Source organism: Serratia sp. CoH_134_PS_4, from assembly GCF_058190535.1.
Window position 1 is genome coordinate 769,378 of the sequence record NZ_JBXWKI010000001.1, and the last position, 16,340, is coordinate 785,717.

Below are 16,340 nucleotides of genomic sequence, written 5' to 3' on the forward strand. Positions count from 1 at the left end.
CTTTCACTGCGGATTGTGTTTTATTTGCCCAGCCTGGCCTTCAGGTTAACAGCAATGCCATCAGCGATTTGGCCGCGGCGGTCAGTGGCCTTTGCCGGTGATGCACCAACCAAACTTCCGTCATGGCGCCCGGTTCTGCCAACGGCAAATACTGCACGCCATCAATTTTAACGCGGGCGAAAGACGCCGGCAGAATAGAAATACCCAACCCGGAGGACACCAGACCGATAATGGTCATCGCCTCGCCAACCTCTTGCGTGATGTAAGGAGTGATCCCCGCTTTGGCCAGCAAGGATAAAATTTCGTCATGCAGTGCGGTGCCCACCTCGCGGGAGAAAAACACGAAGGGCTCTTCCGCTAAATGCTGAAAACGCAATGTGCCGGATGCAACATGGGTTAACGGATGCCCTTCCGGCACCACGGCCACCAAGGGTTCACACAGCAAAAGCTGATGTTTCAACGCGTCTGGTAAGCGCGTATTACGCATAACGCCCAGATCCAGCTCACCATTAAGCAAGGGTTCAATCTGCTGTTTGGTGTTTACTTCGCGCATTTTGATATGCACCTGTGGGTGTTGCTGCCGAAAAGCCCGCAAACTGCGTGATACGACGCTGATAAATGGGGCTGAGGACGTGAAACCTATGGTTAGCTCCCCTAACTCCCCGCGTTCCAGTCTGGCCGCTTTCTCAGCCGCCCGGCCGACCTGATCGAGTACCTGATACGCTTCTTTCAGGAACATTTCCCCCGCCTGCGTCAGGCTGACATTGCGGTTGTTGCGCGCCAACAAACGCGCCCCCACCATCTCTTCCAACGCCTGGATCTGCTGGCTAAGCGGCGGCTGTGAAATCCGCAAGCGTTCTGCTGCACGCCCAAAGTGCAACTCTTCCGCCACGGCAACAAAATAGCGCAGATGTCTCAATTCAATATTCATACGTTAAACGTCTTAATTTTAATTATTAATATATTAGACAAAAAACTGCCCTCTCCCTATCATTTTGTTAACCCATGAAGTGCTGAATACACCCCCACGTTCGGTAAGGAAAAACTGTGACAACCCCTGTGCGTTCTGCGGCCAGTATGCCGTCGACGCTGGCCGCCAACGACGATGCGGCTGCTGCGCCAAAAACCCAACGTTCCACCCTGAACAAACTTCCCTACATCGAACGCGGAACGCCGCAGTTTATACGCGTTACGTTGGCGTTGTTTTCTGCCGGTCTGGCGACGTTCGCCTTGTTGTATTGTGTACAACCGATTCTGCCGGTTTTATCACAAGACTTTGGCATCTCCCCTGCGGAAAGTAGCCTGTCCTTGTCAGTATCCACCGGCTTGCTGGCGCTCGGCCTGATGTTTACCGGCCCGCTTTCCGATGCCATCGGCCGTAAACCGGTTATGGTCGTGGCGCTGCTGCTGGCGGCAATCTGCACCCTGATATGCGCCTTTATGACCAGTTGGCAAGGCATCTTGTTGATGCGTGCGTTGATAGGGCTTTCATTGAGCGGTGTCGCTGCCGTCGGCATGACCTATTTGAGCGAGGAAATCCATCCCAGCTTTGTCGCTTTTTCTATGGGCTTGTATATCAGCGGGAACTCGATCGGTGGCATGAGTGGCCGCCTGGTGACTGGAGTACTGACCGATTTCTTCTCCTGGCGTGTATCACTGGCCGTAATTGGGTTATTTGCCTTGGCTGCCGCCTGTATGTTCTGGCGCATTTTGCCCGCCTCCACGCACTTTCGTGCCAGTTCACTGCGTCCACGCACCTTGCTGATAAACTTTCGTCTGCATTGGCACGACAAGGGATTGCCATTGCTGTTCGCCGAAGGGTTTCTACTGATGGGCAGCTTCGTGACCATGTTTAACTATATCGGTTACCGCCTGCTGTCTGATCCTTACCATCTCAGCCAGGCGATTGTGGGCTTGCTGTCGGTGGTGTACCTGACCGGCTCCTACAGTTCACCCAAAGCCGGTGCCATGACCAGCCGTTTTGGCCGCGGGCCCGTGCTATTGGCTTCAACGCTGATTATGCTGATCGGGATTCTTATCACCGCACTGGCTCCGGTAGCGGTTATTTTTCTCGGCATGATGTTGTTCACCGCCGGTTTCTTTGCCGCCCACTCTGTCGCCAGCAGTTGGATTGGACGTCGCGCGCGCCGGGCCAAAGGCCAGGCATCATCACTCTACCTGTTCTGTTACTACGTAGGCTCCAGCGTCGCGGGCACACTTGGCGGTGTTTTCTGGCACAGTTTCGGCTGGAATGGCGTCGTGGCGTTTATCAGCGTGATGCTGCTGCTGGCTTTACTGGTCGTGCACTACCTGAAAAAACTGCCGGAAGCCGCACGCATTTAATCCCCTGTTCACTGCCTGCTCGCTATTGACTCTGGCGGGCGGTGACCTTGATTCCCCTGCCAGGCCTGGACCACTCGATGTTCACCCCGTCACGGTGGCTGATGTTGCCCTTTTGTTTGCCGTTCTCTTAATGTATGTTGTAACTAAAATGAGAGGTGAATGATGGACAAGTACGGTTTAATCGGCAGGATGAATGCTTGTTTCAATGAGCTGGAACAGGCGCTGGCCGCTCTCCACCAGCAGATCCTGCCGCTGCGCTTGCTGGCTGGCCGGGTATTCAGTCTGCCGGAAATCGAGAAAGGCAAAGAACATGCGGCTGTGGAGCAGATCGCCGTCGAACAGCATCTTGGCCAGGCGGCGCGTGATTTGGCGCTGGAACACGTCCAGCGGCTGTTTATCCATCACAACAAGCATAACGTCAGCAGCAAGGCGGCGGTACGCCTGCCCGGCGTGTTCTGCCTGGCGGTGGAACAGCCGGAATACCGGGCGATACAGGCGCAGGTTGCTTTGATTAACCGACTCAAAGCCGAGCTGGAGCAGATTATCACCGTCGACTCCGGCCTGGCACCGGAGCAGCGTTTTGACTTTGTTCACACTCACCTGCATGGCCTGATCACCCTCAGTGCCTATCGTACCCTCACCGTTTTGACGAATCCGGATTCCGTGCGTTTCGGCTGGGCCAACAAGCACATTATCAAGAACGTGAAACGCGATGATATTCTGGCTCAATTGGAAAAAAGCCTGAAGGCTGGGCGTGCAGTTCCGCCCTATAACCGTGAGCAATGGGCCGAGCTGGTCGGCCGCGAGATCGAGGATGTCAGCCGTCTGCCGCAGCAAGCGACGTTGAAAATTAAACGCCCGGTAAAAGTGCAGCCCATCGCCCGTGTTTGGTATCAGCCGCAGCAAAAGCAGGTACAACACCCCTGCCCGCTACCGCTGATTGCCCTGTGCCAGGTTGAGCTCGGTGCCAAGGTGCCAAAGATTGGCGAGCTGCTCAATTACGACGCCGCGGCGGTCAAACACAAATACAAGCCAGACGCCAAACCGCTACGACTGCTGGTTAAACGGCTGCATCTTTATACCGACATACCTACTCGCTGAGGCTGTAAACCCGCAGGCGGTGGCCGTCCGGATCGGTGGCGACAAAGCTGTAACCAAAGTCCAGCGTCACAGGTGGCTGAATTATCTCAAGCCCTTGTTCACACCACTGCGGGTAAAGCGCATCCACTTGCTGCGGCGTTTCGCACATAAAACCGATCTCTCCGCCACCACCGGTAACCCTTGCGGCAGGCTCCACGGTATGTTTCGACCACATCGCTAATTTGAAGCCGTTACCCAGCACAAACAGCGCAAAGGTAGGCGAAAGTTCCACCGGTGCCTGCCCCAATAGACGGCGGTAAAAAGCAGCACTCTTTTCTGGGTTATCAACGTACAGAAGGGTCATGTTCGGCATGGTCATCTTATCCACCTTAGGGCTGAGGGGAACCGGTTGGTTCCCGATAACTCAAGGTTAAACGGGTCTGCTGACAGTTTTTGGCAGCAGTGATAATTTACTGCGGTGGGATGCCCTGCGCTTTATGCCACTCTTTCATCAACATGCGGCGGCCTCTCGGGTAACGCTGTTCCAGTAGCGTCGCCCGGTGAATGCGGTCGAGGCGGAAATGGCGAAAGGACTGGCGTAGTTCGCACCAGGCAACCAGCATTCGTGTCTGTTCAAAATACCCGAGCGCAAATGGCCACAGAATACGTTCACTGACGTTACCCTCGCGGTCACAGTAATCCACCGCGAGCTTACGCTCCTGACGGATGACGTCGCGAATCAGCACCAGCGTCTCATCCGCAACCTTCACTAAGTCCATCGGGCCAATCAGTAACGTACTGGCCTCCAGCTCATCGCGCAGCGTTGCAGGCAAAACGTCGGCGATTTTTGCCAACGCGTTATTGGCTGCGCCCGCCAGTTGGCTGTCGCCTCGTCGTCCTACCCAGCGCATCCCCAACACCAGCGCCTCTATTTCTTGTTGGGAGAACATCAGGGGTGGCAACATAAAGCCAGGCCGCAATACATAACCGACACCCGCCTCACCGACGATCTCAGCCCCCTGCTGTTGCAACGTGGCTATGTCACGGTACAACGTGCGCATACTGACCTTCATTTCCTGTGCTAACGCCTGGCCGGTGACCGGGTAGCGATGCCGCCGTAAGATCTGCATGAGATCGAATAAACGCTCGGTACGCGACATCCATTTCTCTCCATAAAAAAGGGCTTACCCTAAGTAAGCCCTGTGCAATGCAGACTATCAATTACTTCTTCATACTTCCAACCATCTCTTCTGGGCGGACCCACAGATCAAACTGTTCTTCCGTCAGGTAACCCAGCTTCAGCGCCGACGCCTTCAATGTCAGGCCTTCTTTATGCGCTTTTTTGGCGATTTCTGCGGCCTTGTCATAGCCAATATGCGTATTCAGCGCGGTCACCAACATCAGCGACTCATTCAGCAACTGGCTGATGCGGTCACGATTAGGTTCGATACCTACCGCACAATGCTCGTTAAAGCCTTGCATACCGTCGGCCAATAGGCGGATGGACTGCAAATAGTTGTGGATCACCATCGGGCGGAATACGTTCAACTCAAAGTTGCCAGAAGCACCGCCAATATTCACCGCCACGTCGTTGCCCAGCACCTGTGCGCACAGCATGGTCATCGCTTCGCACTGAGTCGGGTTCACCTTACCCGGCATGATCGAGCTGCCTGGTTCGTTTTCCGGGATGGCGATTTCACCAATGCCGCAACGCGGGCCAGACGACAGCCAACGCACATCGTTAGCAATTTTCATCAATGACGCTGCCAGGCCTTTTAGTGCACCGTGGCCCTGTACCAGCGCATCACAGGTCGCCAGTGCTTCAAACTTGTTGGGTGCCGTGACAAACGGCTGTTGCGTCAGCTCGGCCAGCGCCTTCGCAACGCGAACGGCGTATTCCGGATGCGTATTCAGCCCAGTGCCCACGGCGGTGCCGCCCAGCGCCAGTTCGCAAATATGCGGAATGCTGTCTTCAATATGGCGCAGACTGTGCGCCAACATTGCTGCCCAACCGGAAATTTCCTGGCCAAGGGTCAGCGGCGTAGCGTCCTGCAGATGGGTGCGGCCGATTTTAACGATATCGCGGAAGGCATCCGCTTTGTCGCTCAAGGTTTTATGCAGCACGTTCAATTCGGGGATCAGATGCTCGCGCACGGCAAGCACAGCGGCGACATGCATCGCGGTCGGAAACACGTCGTTGGAACTTTGGCTCTTGTTGACGTCGTCATTCGGGTGCACCCGCCGCTCTTCGCCGCGTACGCCCCCCAATAACTCACTGGCGCGGTTAGCCAGCACTTCATTCATGTTCATGTTGGTCTGGGTACCGGAGCCGGTCTGCCAGATTGACAACGGGAATTCATCTGTATGCTGATCCGCCAGTACTTCATCGGCGGCGCGGATAATCGCATTGGCCCGCTCGGCCGGCAGCAGTCCCAAATCCATATTCACGCTGGCCGCTGCGCGTTTGGTCAACGCCAGTGCGTGAATCAAGGCGGTCGGCATCTTCTCAGAGGAAATACGAAAGTGCTCCAGAGAACGCTGCGTTTGCGCGCCCCATAGCCTTTCTGCCGGCACTTCGATGGGTCCCATAGAGTCTTTTTCAATACGAACGGCTGCCATCACGATCTCCTTAGTACAATTCCTAAAAATGTACGATTACGCCAACGTACTCGAGCCCGTCAGCACACCCATCCAGTATAGTGACATAATAACTATTCGCATTAAGAGAGTTACCTCACAGCATTTTTTCTTCATTGTCTTAAACAGTGTGCGGGCATTATTTTTTAGCTCCCATTCTCTCCCCCTTCCTCTACCTCATAGTGCGGAATAATAAAAAAGCGCCATCTGGCGCTCTTAATATTTATTGCACGGCACACCTATTAATGGTGGTGTTGGTTATAGGCATTAATTCTTTGGTCCTGCAGATGGTTGATTTCATCGTAGGCGTCCTGACGTTCATTGTGGCGGTACACCCCCACGCCGACAGCACCGGCCACCGCAGCGACGGGGTGAGCGACCGTTGTTGTCGCAACCGGAGCGGCAGTCACCACCACAGGTGCAGGTGCCACAACGACCGGCCGCGGTACAACAACCACGGGACGAGGCGCCACAATCACCGGCCTGGGTGCCACCACCACGGGCCTGGCAACGCCATAGCCATATGCATGGGTAACAACGACAGCCGCATTAGCACCCGACGTGCACATAACCAGAACCAGTAAAAGTTTTTTCATCAGCGCCTCAGCGTTAAGTCATTATCAGAGAGTCGGTTTATTGGTCTGCACTGTATAGCGACGCCATTGGGTAATTTAAGCCATTTGTGTGGTTGCTGATAGAAACGAAATAATTATGATGAAAGATATATTCACCCGGTAATAATTCACGTCAAAAAACACAGATTGAAATATATTGGAGCATAATACCACGGACAAAATATTTATTTCGGTGTGCATGCCGGATTTACGCTGTGCCACAATAACAGGTTATTTATTCTACCTTCCCCCGCCCGGTGTTGTGCCACCCTAGCCTTTGTCAAGGGACAGGGGAATTGTGACTGTTGACGCTATCACGTTATACTTTGCCAGCCGCGGGGCAGCGGCACAGATGAGCCACATGTTTGATCACACCCCCCTTTCTCACCGTCGTTCGGGTGTAGGATGGAGCTCGCCTAATTTGTTTGTTTTAGCCTTTTATCCCCCCTGGCTTTCAACGTGCAGTGTGAAAACCAAAGGGGATAAATCAGTCAGCTACTTACCGTCACCCGGCGGCGAATGCAAAGGATGTTTATCAAGATGCAAAAAATGATCAACGCAGTGCAGAACTATGCGTGGGGCAGTCACGACGCATTAACTCAGCTGTATGGTATCGCCAACCCACAAGGGTTGCCGATGGCCGAGCTGTGGATGGGCGCTCACCCGAAGAGCAGCTCGCGCGTAGCGGGGTCCGACGGCAATTTGCGCTCACTGCGCGATGTCATTGATGAAGATCAGTCCAAGCAATTGGGCACCGACGTCGCCCGCCGTTTTGGCGAGTTGCCCTTCCTGTTCAAAGTGCTGTGCGCCGATCAACCGCTGTCAATTCAAGTGCACCCGAGCAAGTCTGCGGCTGAAATCGGTTTTGCCAAAGAAAACGCGGCGGGCATTCCACTGGATGCGGCCGAGCGCAATTATAAAGATCCCAATCACAAACCTGAGCTGGTGTTTGCCCTGACGCCATTCCTGGCGATGAACGGCTTCCGTGAACTGTCCGATATTGTTTCCCTCTTACAGCCACTCGCCGGGGCGCATCACGATATTGCCGCGTTCTTGCAACAGCCTGACGTAACCCGCTTATCAGCGCTGTTTGCCAGCCTGTTGGCGATGAGCGGTGAGCAAAAAGCGTTGGCGCTCGGCGTACTGAAAGCCGCGTTGAACAACCAACAGGGTGAGCCTTGGGATACCGTGCGCTTTATCGCTGGTTTCTACCCGGAAGACAGCGGCCTGTTTTCACCGTTGCTGCTGAACGTGGTTCAGCTCAAGCCAGGCGAAGCGATGTTCCTGTATGCCGAAACCCCACACGCCTACCTGAAAGGCGTTGCACTGGAAGTGATGGCCAACTCGGACAATGTACTGCGTGCCGGCCTGACACCAAAGTTCATTGATATCCCAGAATTGCTGGCTAATCTGCAATTCCGCCCGCAGCCGGCTGCCGGCCTGCTGACTCAACCACAAAAACGCGGCGATGAGCTCTTCTTCCCCATCCCGGTTGACGATTTCGCGTTCTCGTTACACGACCTTTCCGCTACTCCGCAGGCGCTGGCACAAAATAGTGCCGCTATTTTGTTCTGCGTAGACGGTGAAGCCGTGCTGACCAAGCAAAACCAGCAATTGGTCCTCAAACCGGGTGAATCCTGCTTTATTGGCGCGTTTGAATCGCCGGTTAGCGTCAGCGGTTCGGGCCGAATCGCCCGTGTTTATAACCTGTTGTCGTAAACACTCGGTAAATTTCCGCAAATTGGTTGCTGAAAGAGTGGCTTACCTTCACAATTAAACGCCTGCGGGCGTTTTTTTATTGGCCCAAATTTGCCCAGCCACCTGCTTAAGGCAGTTGGCTTAATAAGGATGAACAGAACTATGAAAAAATCGTTAGTCGCTGTTAGCGTCATTGTGGTTCTTGGCGCAGCATGGACCGGGGCTTCCTGGTACACCGGCAAACTGATCGAACAACGGATGGGTGAAGTGGTTGATAACGCCAACAGCCAACTCAAAGCCTATCTGCCAAAAGCCGGTGTCAAACTGGGTTACGAAAATTACCAACGCGGTATTTTCAGCAGCAAAATTCGCTATGTCCTGCGCGCTGACGGCAGCGTCACGACTGACGATGCGCCTCTGAAAGCCGGCGATGAAGTCGCGTTTATGGAAACCATCGATCACGGCCCGTTCCCGCTGGCCCAGTTGAAAAAATTCAACCTGTTACCGAGCATGGCGTCGGTGCATACCGAACTGGAAAACACCGCAGCAACTAAAGGTCTGTTTGAGATCACCAAGGGTAAATCGCTGTTCACCGCCGAATCCCGCATTTCTTACTCGGGCGACACCTCGTCCGCTATTGACGTGATCCCGCTGGATTACCAAAAAGACAAGTCAGCGCTGAAGTTCGGCGGTGCAACCATCAATGCCGATGTATCACGCGATATGAAAGCCATTACGCTGGACGCCAGCAGCGACAGCGCCGTGATCAGCGGCCCAAACCAGTTTGGTCAAACCGAACAGGTGCAGCTGCTGGGCGCTACGCTGAAAAGCAACACCCACGCAGGTCAGTTCGATCTCAGCCTGGGTAACCAGAATCTGGCAGTAAAACAGGTTAAGGTTGCCGTTGACGGTAAAGAAACGCTGACGCTGGACGGCTTTAAATTGGCAAGCCAATTCGGTGAGAAAGACAGCAATCTGAACGGCCAGATCGATTACACCATGGACGCGTTGAAGATCCAAAACAGCGACTTCGGCTCCGGTAAGTTGACGTTAAAAATCGACAAACTGGACGCAAAATCGCTGAAAGAGTTCGCCGACCGTTACAACCAACAAGCGATGGCGATGCTGCAGCAGGCACAAACGATGGATCCTGTGGCCTATCAGCAGCAAACCACCGATATCCTGCTGCAAAATCTGCCGCTGCTGTTGAAAGGCAACCCGACCATTAGCGTTGCCCCGTTGAGCTGGAAAAACAGCAAGGGTGAAAGCACCTTTACCCTGAATCTGGACCTGACCGACCCGGCGCAAGCTGGCTCACCGGCAGAGTCGCCAGACCAATTGATTGCCCGTTCAGTGAAAAAACTGGATGCAAACCTGAGCATTCCTGTCGCAATGGCAACTGAAATCACGTCACAAACTGCGTTACTGCAGGGTTACAGTGCTGAAGAAGCTCAGAAACTGGCACAGCAACAGGTGCAAGGGCTGGCGGCCATGGGGCAGATGTTCAAACTGACCACCTTGAAAGACGACGTGATTGGCAGCAGCTTCCATTACGCCGACAATCAGGTTGATCTGAACGGCAACAAGATGTCACTGCAAGAGTTCATCGGCACCTTCGGTCTGCTGGGAGCTCCAGCGGAAGACGGGGCCCCGGCTCAGGACGCCGCGCCGGCACCAGCCCAGTAATCCCCGTTCGAAAAGCATTGAGGCCCGCTTAGCGGGCCTTTTTATTGCTAAACCCCATACACCGCATCGCGGATCTGCTGCGGATAGAGCCCACTCATCCCCTCAAACGCCGTATTGGTCAACGCCACCACGCTCAATGCTGCCTGCGGATCGTAAAACCAACTGTGCCCATACACACCGCCCCACTGCAGAGTGCCATTGTGCTGTGGCGTCGCCGCCAACTGCGCGTCCACCAAGACCGCGCCACCAAAGCCAAAGCCCCAGCCCGGCCCCTGAATTTCAGCCTCTGCCCCAACATGGGGTTGGCGCATCAGTTCCGCCGTGGCCGGTTGCAAAATGCCGTCGCCGCCATTGCGCAATGTTTCCACCAGCCGCAGCACATCATCAGCATCACCGACCATACCGGCTCCGCCGGAGGCATAGGCCTGAGGATCAAGCCCGCGTGAAGGCGACAATTCGATAGCGAAGCCAAAGCCTTCCGGCAAGGCCAGCCGCATCCCATCATAAATGGGTTCTGGACGGGCAGCCGTATCCTGATAGGCCGTAGCCAGATTGTCGGCCTGAGCGGCGTGAAAACCGGTATTTCCCAATCCCAACGGTTGTGCAACCCAGGCATTGAATAACCGTGGCAGTGGCTCCCCCGCAACCTGCTCCAACACGGCCCCCAGCACGTCGATAGACAGAGAGTAATTAAACTCTCGGCCCGGCTCGGCCAGCAGGTCCGCCTGCGCCAACAGGCGCAAGTTCTGTTCCAGCGTCAATGACGACAGCGCCATACCGTCCTGAATGCCCAAACGCTGATATACCCCATCATCAGGCTGATTAAAGCGATAACTCAACCCGGCAGTGTGGCTCAGTAAGTGACGGATTTTAATCTCGGGGTGACGACCGTCAGGCAACGTCGGCGTGAACCAGGGTAACCAACGGCTGACCGCATCATCCAAATTCAGCTTTTGCTGTTCGACCATGCGCATCGCCGCCAATGTGATGTAGGGCTTGGAGACTGACGACAGCAGGAATTGCGTCTCACGCCGCATAGGCCGCTGTTGCTCTCGATCGGCGTAGCCGTTGGCTTCGGCGTAAATGACGGTGCCGTGTTGCGCCACCAACACCACGCTGCCGACGATACGCTCTTCTTCAATTGCCCGCAGGCTGACCGCCTGAACTCTTTCTGCTAATGACTGATTCACTGTCGACATGTTTTATTGCTCTCTGAGGGGTAATAAAATCAGTCTAAAGTGATTATTATAAAATTAAATACCGGGTTACTTAACGAATCATTAAGCAGGGATTATCGATAGATGAGCTCACTGTTGCAGTTACTGCCGTTTTTTGAAGCCGTGGCCCGGTTAGGCAGTTTTACCCAGGCCGCTAATCACCTTGGCGTCACCCCACCCGCCGTGTCACAAAACATACAGGCTCTGGAAACACGTTTGGGTGTACGTTTGTTTAACCGTACCAGCAGGTCGGTTCGGCTAAGCGATGAAGGCCGTCTCTTTTACCAGCGAGTGGCTCCTGCTATGGGGCAAATAGACGTAGCTGCTGATGACGTCCGTAGCCTGCACGGCCGCCCTTCCGGTTTATTGCGTATTACCTTGCCGCAGCTGGCCGCGTCGTTACTGGTGATGCCTTATCTGACGGAGTTTCTGGCGCGTTACCCTGAGGTGCAGCTTGAGCTGTTTACCGACGACCATTTTTCCGATCTGGTGTTGGACAATTTCGATGCCGGTATCCGTATGCGTGCCATGGTGCAAAAAGACATGGTTGCGGTGCCGATCGACAAGGACCAACGGCGTGTGATCATTGCCACGCCGGGCTATCTGGCACAGCACGGCACACCGCTGACTCCCCAGGCACTGAGCGAGCATAACTGCCTGCGCTACCGCTTCCCCGGCAGTGGAAAATTTGAACCTTGGTACTTCAGGCAGGACGGCGGGCAGCTCACGCTTGAAGCCAGTGGCAGCCTGATCTTTAACGAGGACAGGTTGATTAAAGACGCCGCGCTGGCCGGTTTGGGCATCACCCAACGCTTTGCCAGCACCGTACAACACGAGCTCAATAATGGGCAGTTGGTGGAGATTCTGGCGGATTACAGCGGTGACTTCCCCGGCTTTTTCATCTACTTTCCCGCCAATCGGCATATGCCGCTCAAGCTGCGGGTATTTATTGATTTTATGCGTGAAAAACGGGCTCAGCAGCATAACCCCCACGCCTTAAGGCAATAACCAATTTCATCGAAGGCGAAAATGGTCAGGTAGCCCATTCGGGGCCAATCGTGATCCGTCATGAACAGTGGTTCACGAGGGGGTTCTCTTTGGGCGCAATGGCGATCGGTTGGCGTTCAGCAGGGTGAATTGAGAGGGCATTAACGATAGGGGCACGCCTGTGCATTTTACCTTATTTGCATCACGGTAATCGGGACTGGCGTTAATATGATAACTGGGGCGCCGTGGCGCCCCAGCGGTGATTATTTCTTATCTAATACCTGAACAATGCGGTAGGTCGCCGCAACCCGATCATCATTCGGGAACCATTTGTTTGCCAGCATCACCACGGCGATTTTCTGCGATGGGATAAATACGGCGTAGGTTGAGAACCCACCGGTCGAGCCGGTTTTGTTATACCAACTGGCGGCCTGTTCCTGTTGTGGTGGCGTGATCGCCGTTGCAGGGGTGCCGTTCATGATCATCCCCGCGTTGTTCCCTTCGGTAAGACGGGTTAAATCGACCGGATAAGCGTAGTTTTCCCACATCAAATCTTGGGTGAAAACCCCTGCCTTGTAGTAACCGACATGGGTAGCAGCCAGTGCGCTGCGCCATTTTTCCGCCACTGTGATCTGTTGCAGGTTGGCATCCAGATAACGAATCAAATCACGGGCGTTGGACTTGATGCCATAGGATTCGGCGTCCAGTGGGCCTGGGTTCACACGCACCGGTTTATCTTGCTTGTCGTAACCCTGTGCGTAATTGGCCATTTGATCGGTAGGAACATGGATATAGGTATGAGTCATGCCCAGTGCCGGCAGCAGAGTCTGTTCCATCGCCTTGGCAAACGGCTGGTTGAGGCTTTTCGCCGTGATCATCCCCAGCATGCCGATACCCATATTGGAATAAACGCGCGTGCTGCCTGCCGGGTGCTGCGGTCGCCAGTTTTTATAATAGGCCATCAGCTGTGCGTTGTTGGTCACCTCATCGGGCACAAACAACGGTAATCCAGAGGTATGCGTCGCCAGGTTCAGCAAGCTGACATGGTCAAATGCGCTGCCGCGCAGTTCAGGCAGATAACGACTGGCGGGCTCTGAGAACGACAGTTTGCCCTCATTTTGGGCATAGGCAGCCAATGTGGCAGTGAAGGTTTTGCTCAATGAACCGATTTCAAACAGCGTTTGGTTGGTGATCGGTTTACCTGTCTGTTTGGACGCAACGCCGTAGTGATAGAACTGCTGTTTTCCCTCTACCGACACGGCGATTGCCATACCCGGCACGCCGTATTTCTGCATCAGCGGTTGAACGATGGCGTCAATGTCTGCTTTATCGGCAGCATGGCCAGCAGGCAAGATTAATGTGGCGAGCAGCGCGGCCGCCAGGCGATTTATTTTCATCATGTAAAAACTCATGGGTTGCAGGGTATCGGCCGATGGCAAAAGATTTTATTGTCATTCAACACGCGGATATCCTTGGGTGGTGATGCGATTCCTTTTCTGACTGCGTGACTTCCGCAACAGTTGCGCAAAATATCGGGGTTTAGCCTTGCCTTGACAAGCGATAATAATTTCAGCCAGCATAAAGAAAAACTTATGGCTATCATTATGCGCAACCGACTTCCCCTGAATGCACTGCGAGCGTTTGAATCTTCCGCCCGTCATCTGAACTTTACGCGCGCCGGGCTGGAGCTCAGTGTAACCCAAGCCGCTGTCAGTCAGCAGGTACGTACGCTTGAGCAACAGCTGGGTATTCAGCTGTTCCGTCGCCTGCCGCGCGGGCTGGACCTGACCGAGGAAGGACAGGCACTGCTGCCAATATTGACGGATGCTTTTGATCGTATTGAATCGGTGTTGCAGCAGTTTGAAGGTGGGCATTTCCATGAAGTGCTGACGGTCGCCGTGGTCGGCACCTTTGCCGTGGGTTGGCTCATGCCCCGCCTGGCGGCCTTCAGAGAAGCACACCCATTTATCGATTTGCGGGTGCTGACCAATAATAACCTGGTCAATCTGTCCGCTGACGGGATGGATTTTGCTATTCGTTTTGGCGAGGGCCGATGGCCGGCAACCCATAACGTTAAATTGTTTGACGCGCCACTGACCGTGTTGTGTCCGCCCGACGTCGCGGAACGCCTGCACACACCGCAAGATCTGCAAAACGAGCGGCTGATGCGCAGTTACCGCAAAGACGAATGGGAATGCTGGTTCACCGCTGCAGGGATCACCCCCTGGCGCATTAACGGCCCGGTGTTTGACTCGTCTCGGCTGATGGTGGAAGGTGCAATTCACAGCAGCGGCGTGGCGTTAGCCCCGGCGTGTATGTTTACCCGCGAGCTCCGGGAAGGCATTCTGCAACGCCCTTTCACCGCCGAAGCGAATTTAGGCGGGTATTGGCTCACCCATCTGAAATCACGCGATATGACGCCAGCGATGAAAATGTTTGTGAGTTGGCTATTGCAACAGGCCAACGATGAGCAGAATTGAGATCAGGCCGAGCCGCGTTTGATCAGCATCGGTGGCAGGATGACGTTTTGCGGCGGCAGCCCGGCATCCGTAATCCGTTGTAGCAAGCGTGAAGCGGCACTGCGGCCCACTTCACGTGCCGAGCTGGAAACCAGTGTCAACGGCGGTTCGGTCAGTTCGGCTTCGGGCACATCGCCAAAGCCAATCAACGCCACCTGCTGGCCGTAGTAGGTGTCGACCCCTTCCGAGCCGATACTGCGCCCACTGCGCACGATACCAAAGTAGGCCCCCAACGCGACCGATGCCTTGTGGCAAACCAGTGCGCTGATATTCGGGTGTTGCCGCAGTAAATGTTCAGCCGCTTCCGCCGCCGCACGCTGATGGCAGTCACACTCAATAATCCAATCGGAGCGGAAAGGCAGGCCATACTGTACCAGCGTGGAACAAAATCCCCCGAGCCGTTCGGCACGCGTCAGGGAACTGCTCTGCCCCCCCAGGTAAGCGATTTGGCTGTGCCCGCGTTTGATTAAGAATTCGGTGGCTATTTTAGCCGCTTGCATATTGTCGGGCCGCACCACATCAACCCCTTCGAGCCCATTAGAGCGTGCTGCACAGACCAGTGGCACCCCCTGTTCTGCCGCTTTTTCCTTCAGCCCTTCGGCCAGACGGACGCCCCCCGCCAGCACAATGCCGTCAACCCCGTGTTCCAGCAACGTATCAAAACACCGCATTAGCCCCTTGCCGTCGCGGCCGCTTTGGGTCAGAAACAGCACTTTGCCATGCGCTTCCAGCACCTCGCTTAGCCCCGCCGTCATTTCCGCATAAAACGGCTCGCAGATATCGCGCAGGATCAGTCCAATCACCCCCGACTCTCCGCCACGCAAGGTCGCAGCCTGGCGGTTACGCACATAGCCCAAGCGTTCAATCGCCTGATTCACCCGCGCCACGGTGGTGGGTGAAATACGCCCTTTGCCACTCAGCACCAGCGAAACCGTGGTCACAGAGACACCGGCCTGCTGGGCGACATCGGTAATGGTGATCTTTTTGATGGTCGTAACCTCTGCGAGCCCGATCCTGGGCATTCTGTCCCCATTTCCTTTCACACGACTGAGCAATGACGTGAAAGACAACGGAATATGTCTCTTGAAGCAAATGGTATACCGAATCTGTTTGGCCAGTAAAACGTTTTACTGGCATCAGCATTGTCGCCGCAAAGCGCACGCTGGAATTGTGATTAGCGGCGCATTTTTGCTAGGTAAAACGTTTTATCTTATTTTTACCTAACAGGGCACACACCACTTTTGCACATTTTTTCGCCAGGAGCCGTCGGTTATGCCAGCATCTAAAAAACAAAAAATAACGCTTTGGGAGTTTTTCCAAAGTCTGGGCAAGACATTCATGCTGCCCGTCGCCTTGCTGTCGTTCTGTGGCATCATGCTGGGGATCGGCAGTTCGCTGAGTAGCCGTGATGTCATCACCCTACTGCCGTTTATTGGCCATCCTGCCTTCCAGCTACTGTTCACCTGGATGAGCAAGATCGGCTCTTTTGCCTTCAGCTTCCTGCCCGTGATGTTCGCCATTGCTATTCCATTGGGCATGGCGCGTGAAAACAAGGGCGT

The 16,340-nt window shown here is 54.6% G+C and carries 15 protein-coding genes; 7 read left to right on the plus strand and 8 right to left on the minus strand.

The genetic code is table 11. The annotated features are described in order from the left end of the window. Positions 1-40: 40 nt before the first annotated feature. Positions 41-931 (minus strand): LysR family transcriptional regulator, encoded by an 891-nt coding sequence (locus AC2FCQ_RS03490; RefSeq protein WP_265556109.1) that lies wholly within the window; start codon positions 929-931, stop codon positions 41-43. 146 nt (positions 932-1,077) lie between these two features. On the opposite strand from AC2FCQ_RS03490, the gene AC2FCQ_RS03495 reads away from it, so the two are divergent. Then, complete coding sequence (locus AC2FCQ_RS03495; protein WP_265556183.1) at positions 1,078-2,343, plus strand: MFS transporter; 1,266 nt, start codon at positions 1,078-1,080, stop codon at positions 2,341-2,343. 162 nt (positions 2,344-2,505) lie between these two features. Beyond that, positions 2,506-3,444 (plus strand): DNA replication terminus site-binding protein, encoded by a 939-nt coding sequence (gene tus, locus AC2FCQ_RS03500; RefSeq protein WP_490307737.1) that lies wholly within the window; start codon positions 2,506-2,508, stop codon positions 3,442-3,444. On the opposite strand, the gene AC2FCQ_RS03505 is transcribed toward tus, so the two are convergent. The 4 genes from AC2FCQ_RS03505 to AC2FCQ_RS03520 form a co-directional block, all read right to left on the minus strand. After that, the gene (locus tag AC2FCQ_RS03505) at positions 3,434-3,802 is read right to left on the minus strand and encodes a VOC family protein (protein ID WP_209633158.1); all 369 of its coding nucleotides are present in this window, start codon (positions 3,800-3,802) and stop codon (positions 3,434-3,436) included. The two genes, tus and AC2FCQ_RS03505, sit on opposite strands and share 11 nt — an antisense overlap. 91 nt (positions 3,803-3,893) lie before the next feature. After that, complete coding sequence (locus AC2FCQ_RS03510) at positions 3,894-4,583, minus strand: helix-turn-helix transcriptional regulator (protein ID WP_209633156.1); 690 nt, start codon at positions 4,581-4,583, stop codon at positions 3,894-3,896. 61 nt (positions 4,584-4,644) lie between these two features. Next, entirely contained in the window at positions 4,645-6,042 is a 1,398-nt protein-coding gene (gene fumC, locus AC2FCQ_RS03515; protein ID WP_209633154.1) for a class II fumarate hydratase, read from the minus strand. A gap of 260 nt (positions 6,043-6,302) precedes the next feature. Continuing rightward, complete coding sequence (locus AC2FCQ_RS03520; RefSeq protein ID WP_209633152.1) at positions 6,303-6,656, minus strand: hypothetical protein; 354 nt, start codon at positions 6,654-6,656, stop codon at positions 6,303-6,305. A gap of 558 nt (positions 6,657-7,214) precedes the next feature. Here AC2FCQ_RS03520 and manA point away from each other — a divergent pair. Together manA and AC2FCQ_RS03530 are read left to right on the plus strand one after the other, a co-directional pair. After that, a complete protein-coding gene (gene manA / locus AC2FCQ_RS03525) occupies positions 7,215-8,393 on the plus strand; it encodes a mannose-6-phosphate isomerase (protein WP_490307579.1) in 1,179 nt (392 codons plus the stop codon). A 141-nt stretch (positions 8,394-8,534) separates the two neighbouring features. Continuing rightward, positions 8,535-10,058 carry a YdgA family protein gene (locus tag AC2FCQ_RS03530; protein WP_209633148.1) on the plus strand — a complete coding sequence of 508 codons (1,524 nt, stop codon included), beginning with the start codon at positions 8,535-8,537 and terminating at the stop codon, positions 10,056-10,058. A 47-nt stretch (positions 10,059-10,105) separates the two neighbouring features. Here the strand turns inward: AC2FCQ_RS03530 and AC2FCQ_RS03535 are convergent, their stop codons facing one another. After that, complete coding sequence (locus AC2FCQ_RS03535; RefSeq protein WP_490307580.1) at positions 10,106-11,257, minus strand: serine hydrolase domain-containing protein; 1,152 nt, start codon at positions 11,255-11,257, stop codon at positions 10,106-10,108. Between the two features lie 102 nt (positions 11,258-11,359). Between AC2FCQ_RS03535 and AC2FCQ_RS03540 the strand changes: the two genes are divergently transcribed. Continuing rightward, positions 11,360-12,283, plus strand: a complete 924-nt coding sequence (locus tag AC2FCQ_RS03540) for a LysR family transcriptional regulator (protein ID WP_265556112.1) — start codon at positions 11,360-11,362, stop codon at positions 12,281-12,283. 242 nt (positions 12,284-12,525) lie between these two features. Here the strand turns inward: AC2FCQ_RS03540 and ampC are convergent, their stop codons facing one another. Then, entirely contained in the window at positions 12,526-13,662 is a 1,137-nt protein-coding gene (ampC, locus tag AC2FCQ_RS03545; RefSeq protein WP_265556113.1) for a class C beta-lactamase, read from the minus strand. 204 nt (positions 13,663-13,866) lie between these two features. Between ampC and AC2FCQ_RS03550 the strand changes: the two genes are divergently transcribed. Further along, positions 13,867-14,742 carry a LysR substrate-binding domain-containing protein gene (locus AC2FCQ_RS03550; protein WP_404760278.1) on the plus strand — a complete coding sequence of 292 codons (876 nt, stop codon included), beginning with the start codon at positions 13,867-13,869 and terminating at the stop codon, positions 14,740-14,742. Between the two features lie 2 nt (positions 14,743-14,744). On the opposite strand, the gene AC2FCQ_RS03555 is transcribed toward AC2FCQ_RS03550, so the two are convergent. Next, positions 14,745-15,803 (minus strand): Mal regulon transcriptional regulator MalI, encoded by a 1,059-nt coding sequence (locus AC2FCQ_RS03555; RefSeq protein WP_490307581.1) that lies wholly within the window; start codon positions 15,801-15,803, stop codon positions 14,745-14,747. A 250-nt stretch (positions 15,804-16,053) separates the two neighbouring features. Here AC2FCQ_RS03555 and AC2FCQ_RS03560 point away from each other — a divergent pair. After that, on the plus strand, positions 16,054-16,340 hold a 287-nt coding region (locus AC2FCQ_RS03560; protein ID WP_490658441.1), incomplete at its 3' end, for a PTS transporter subunit EIIC.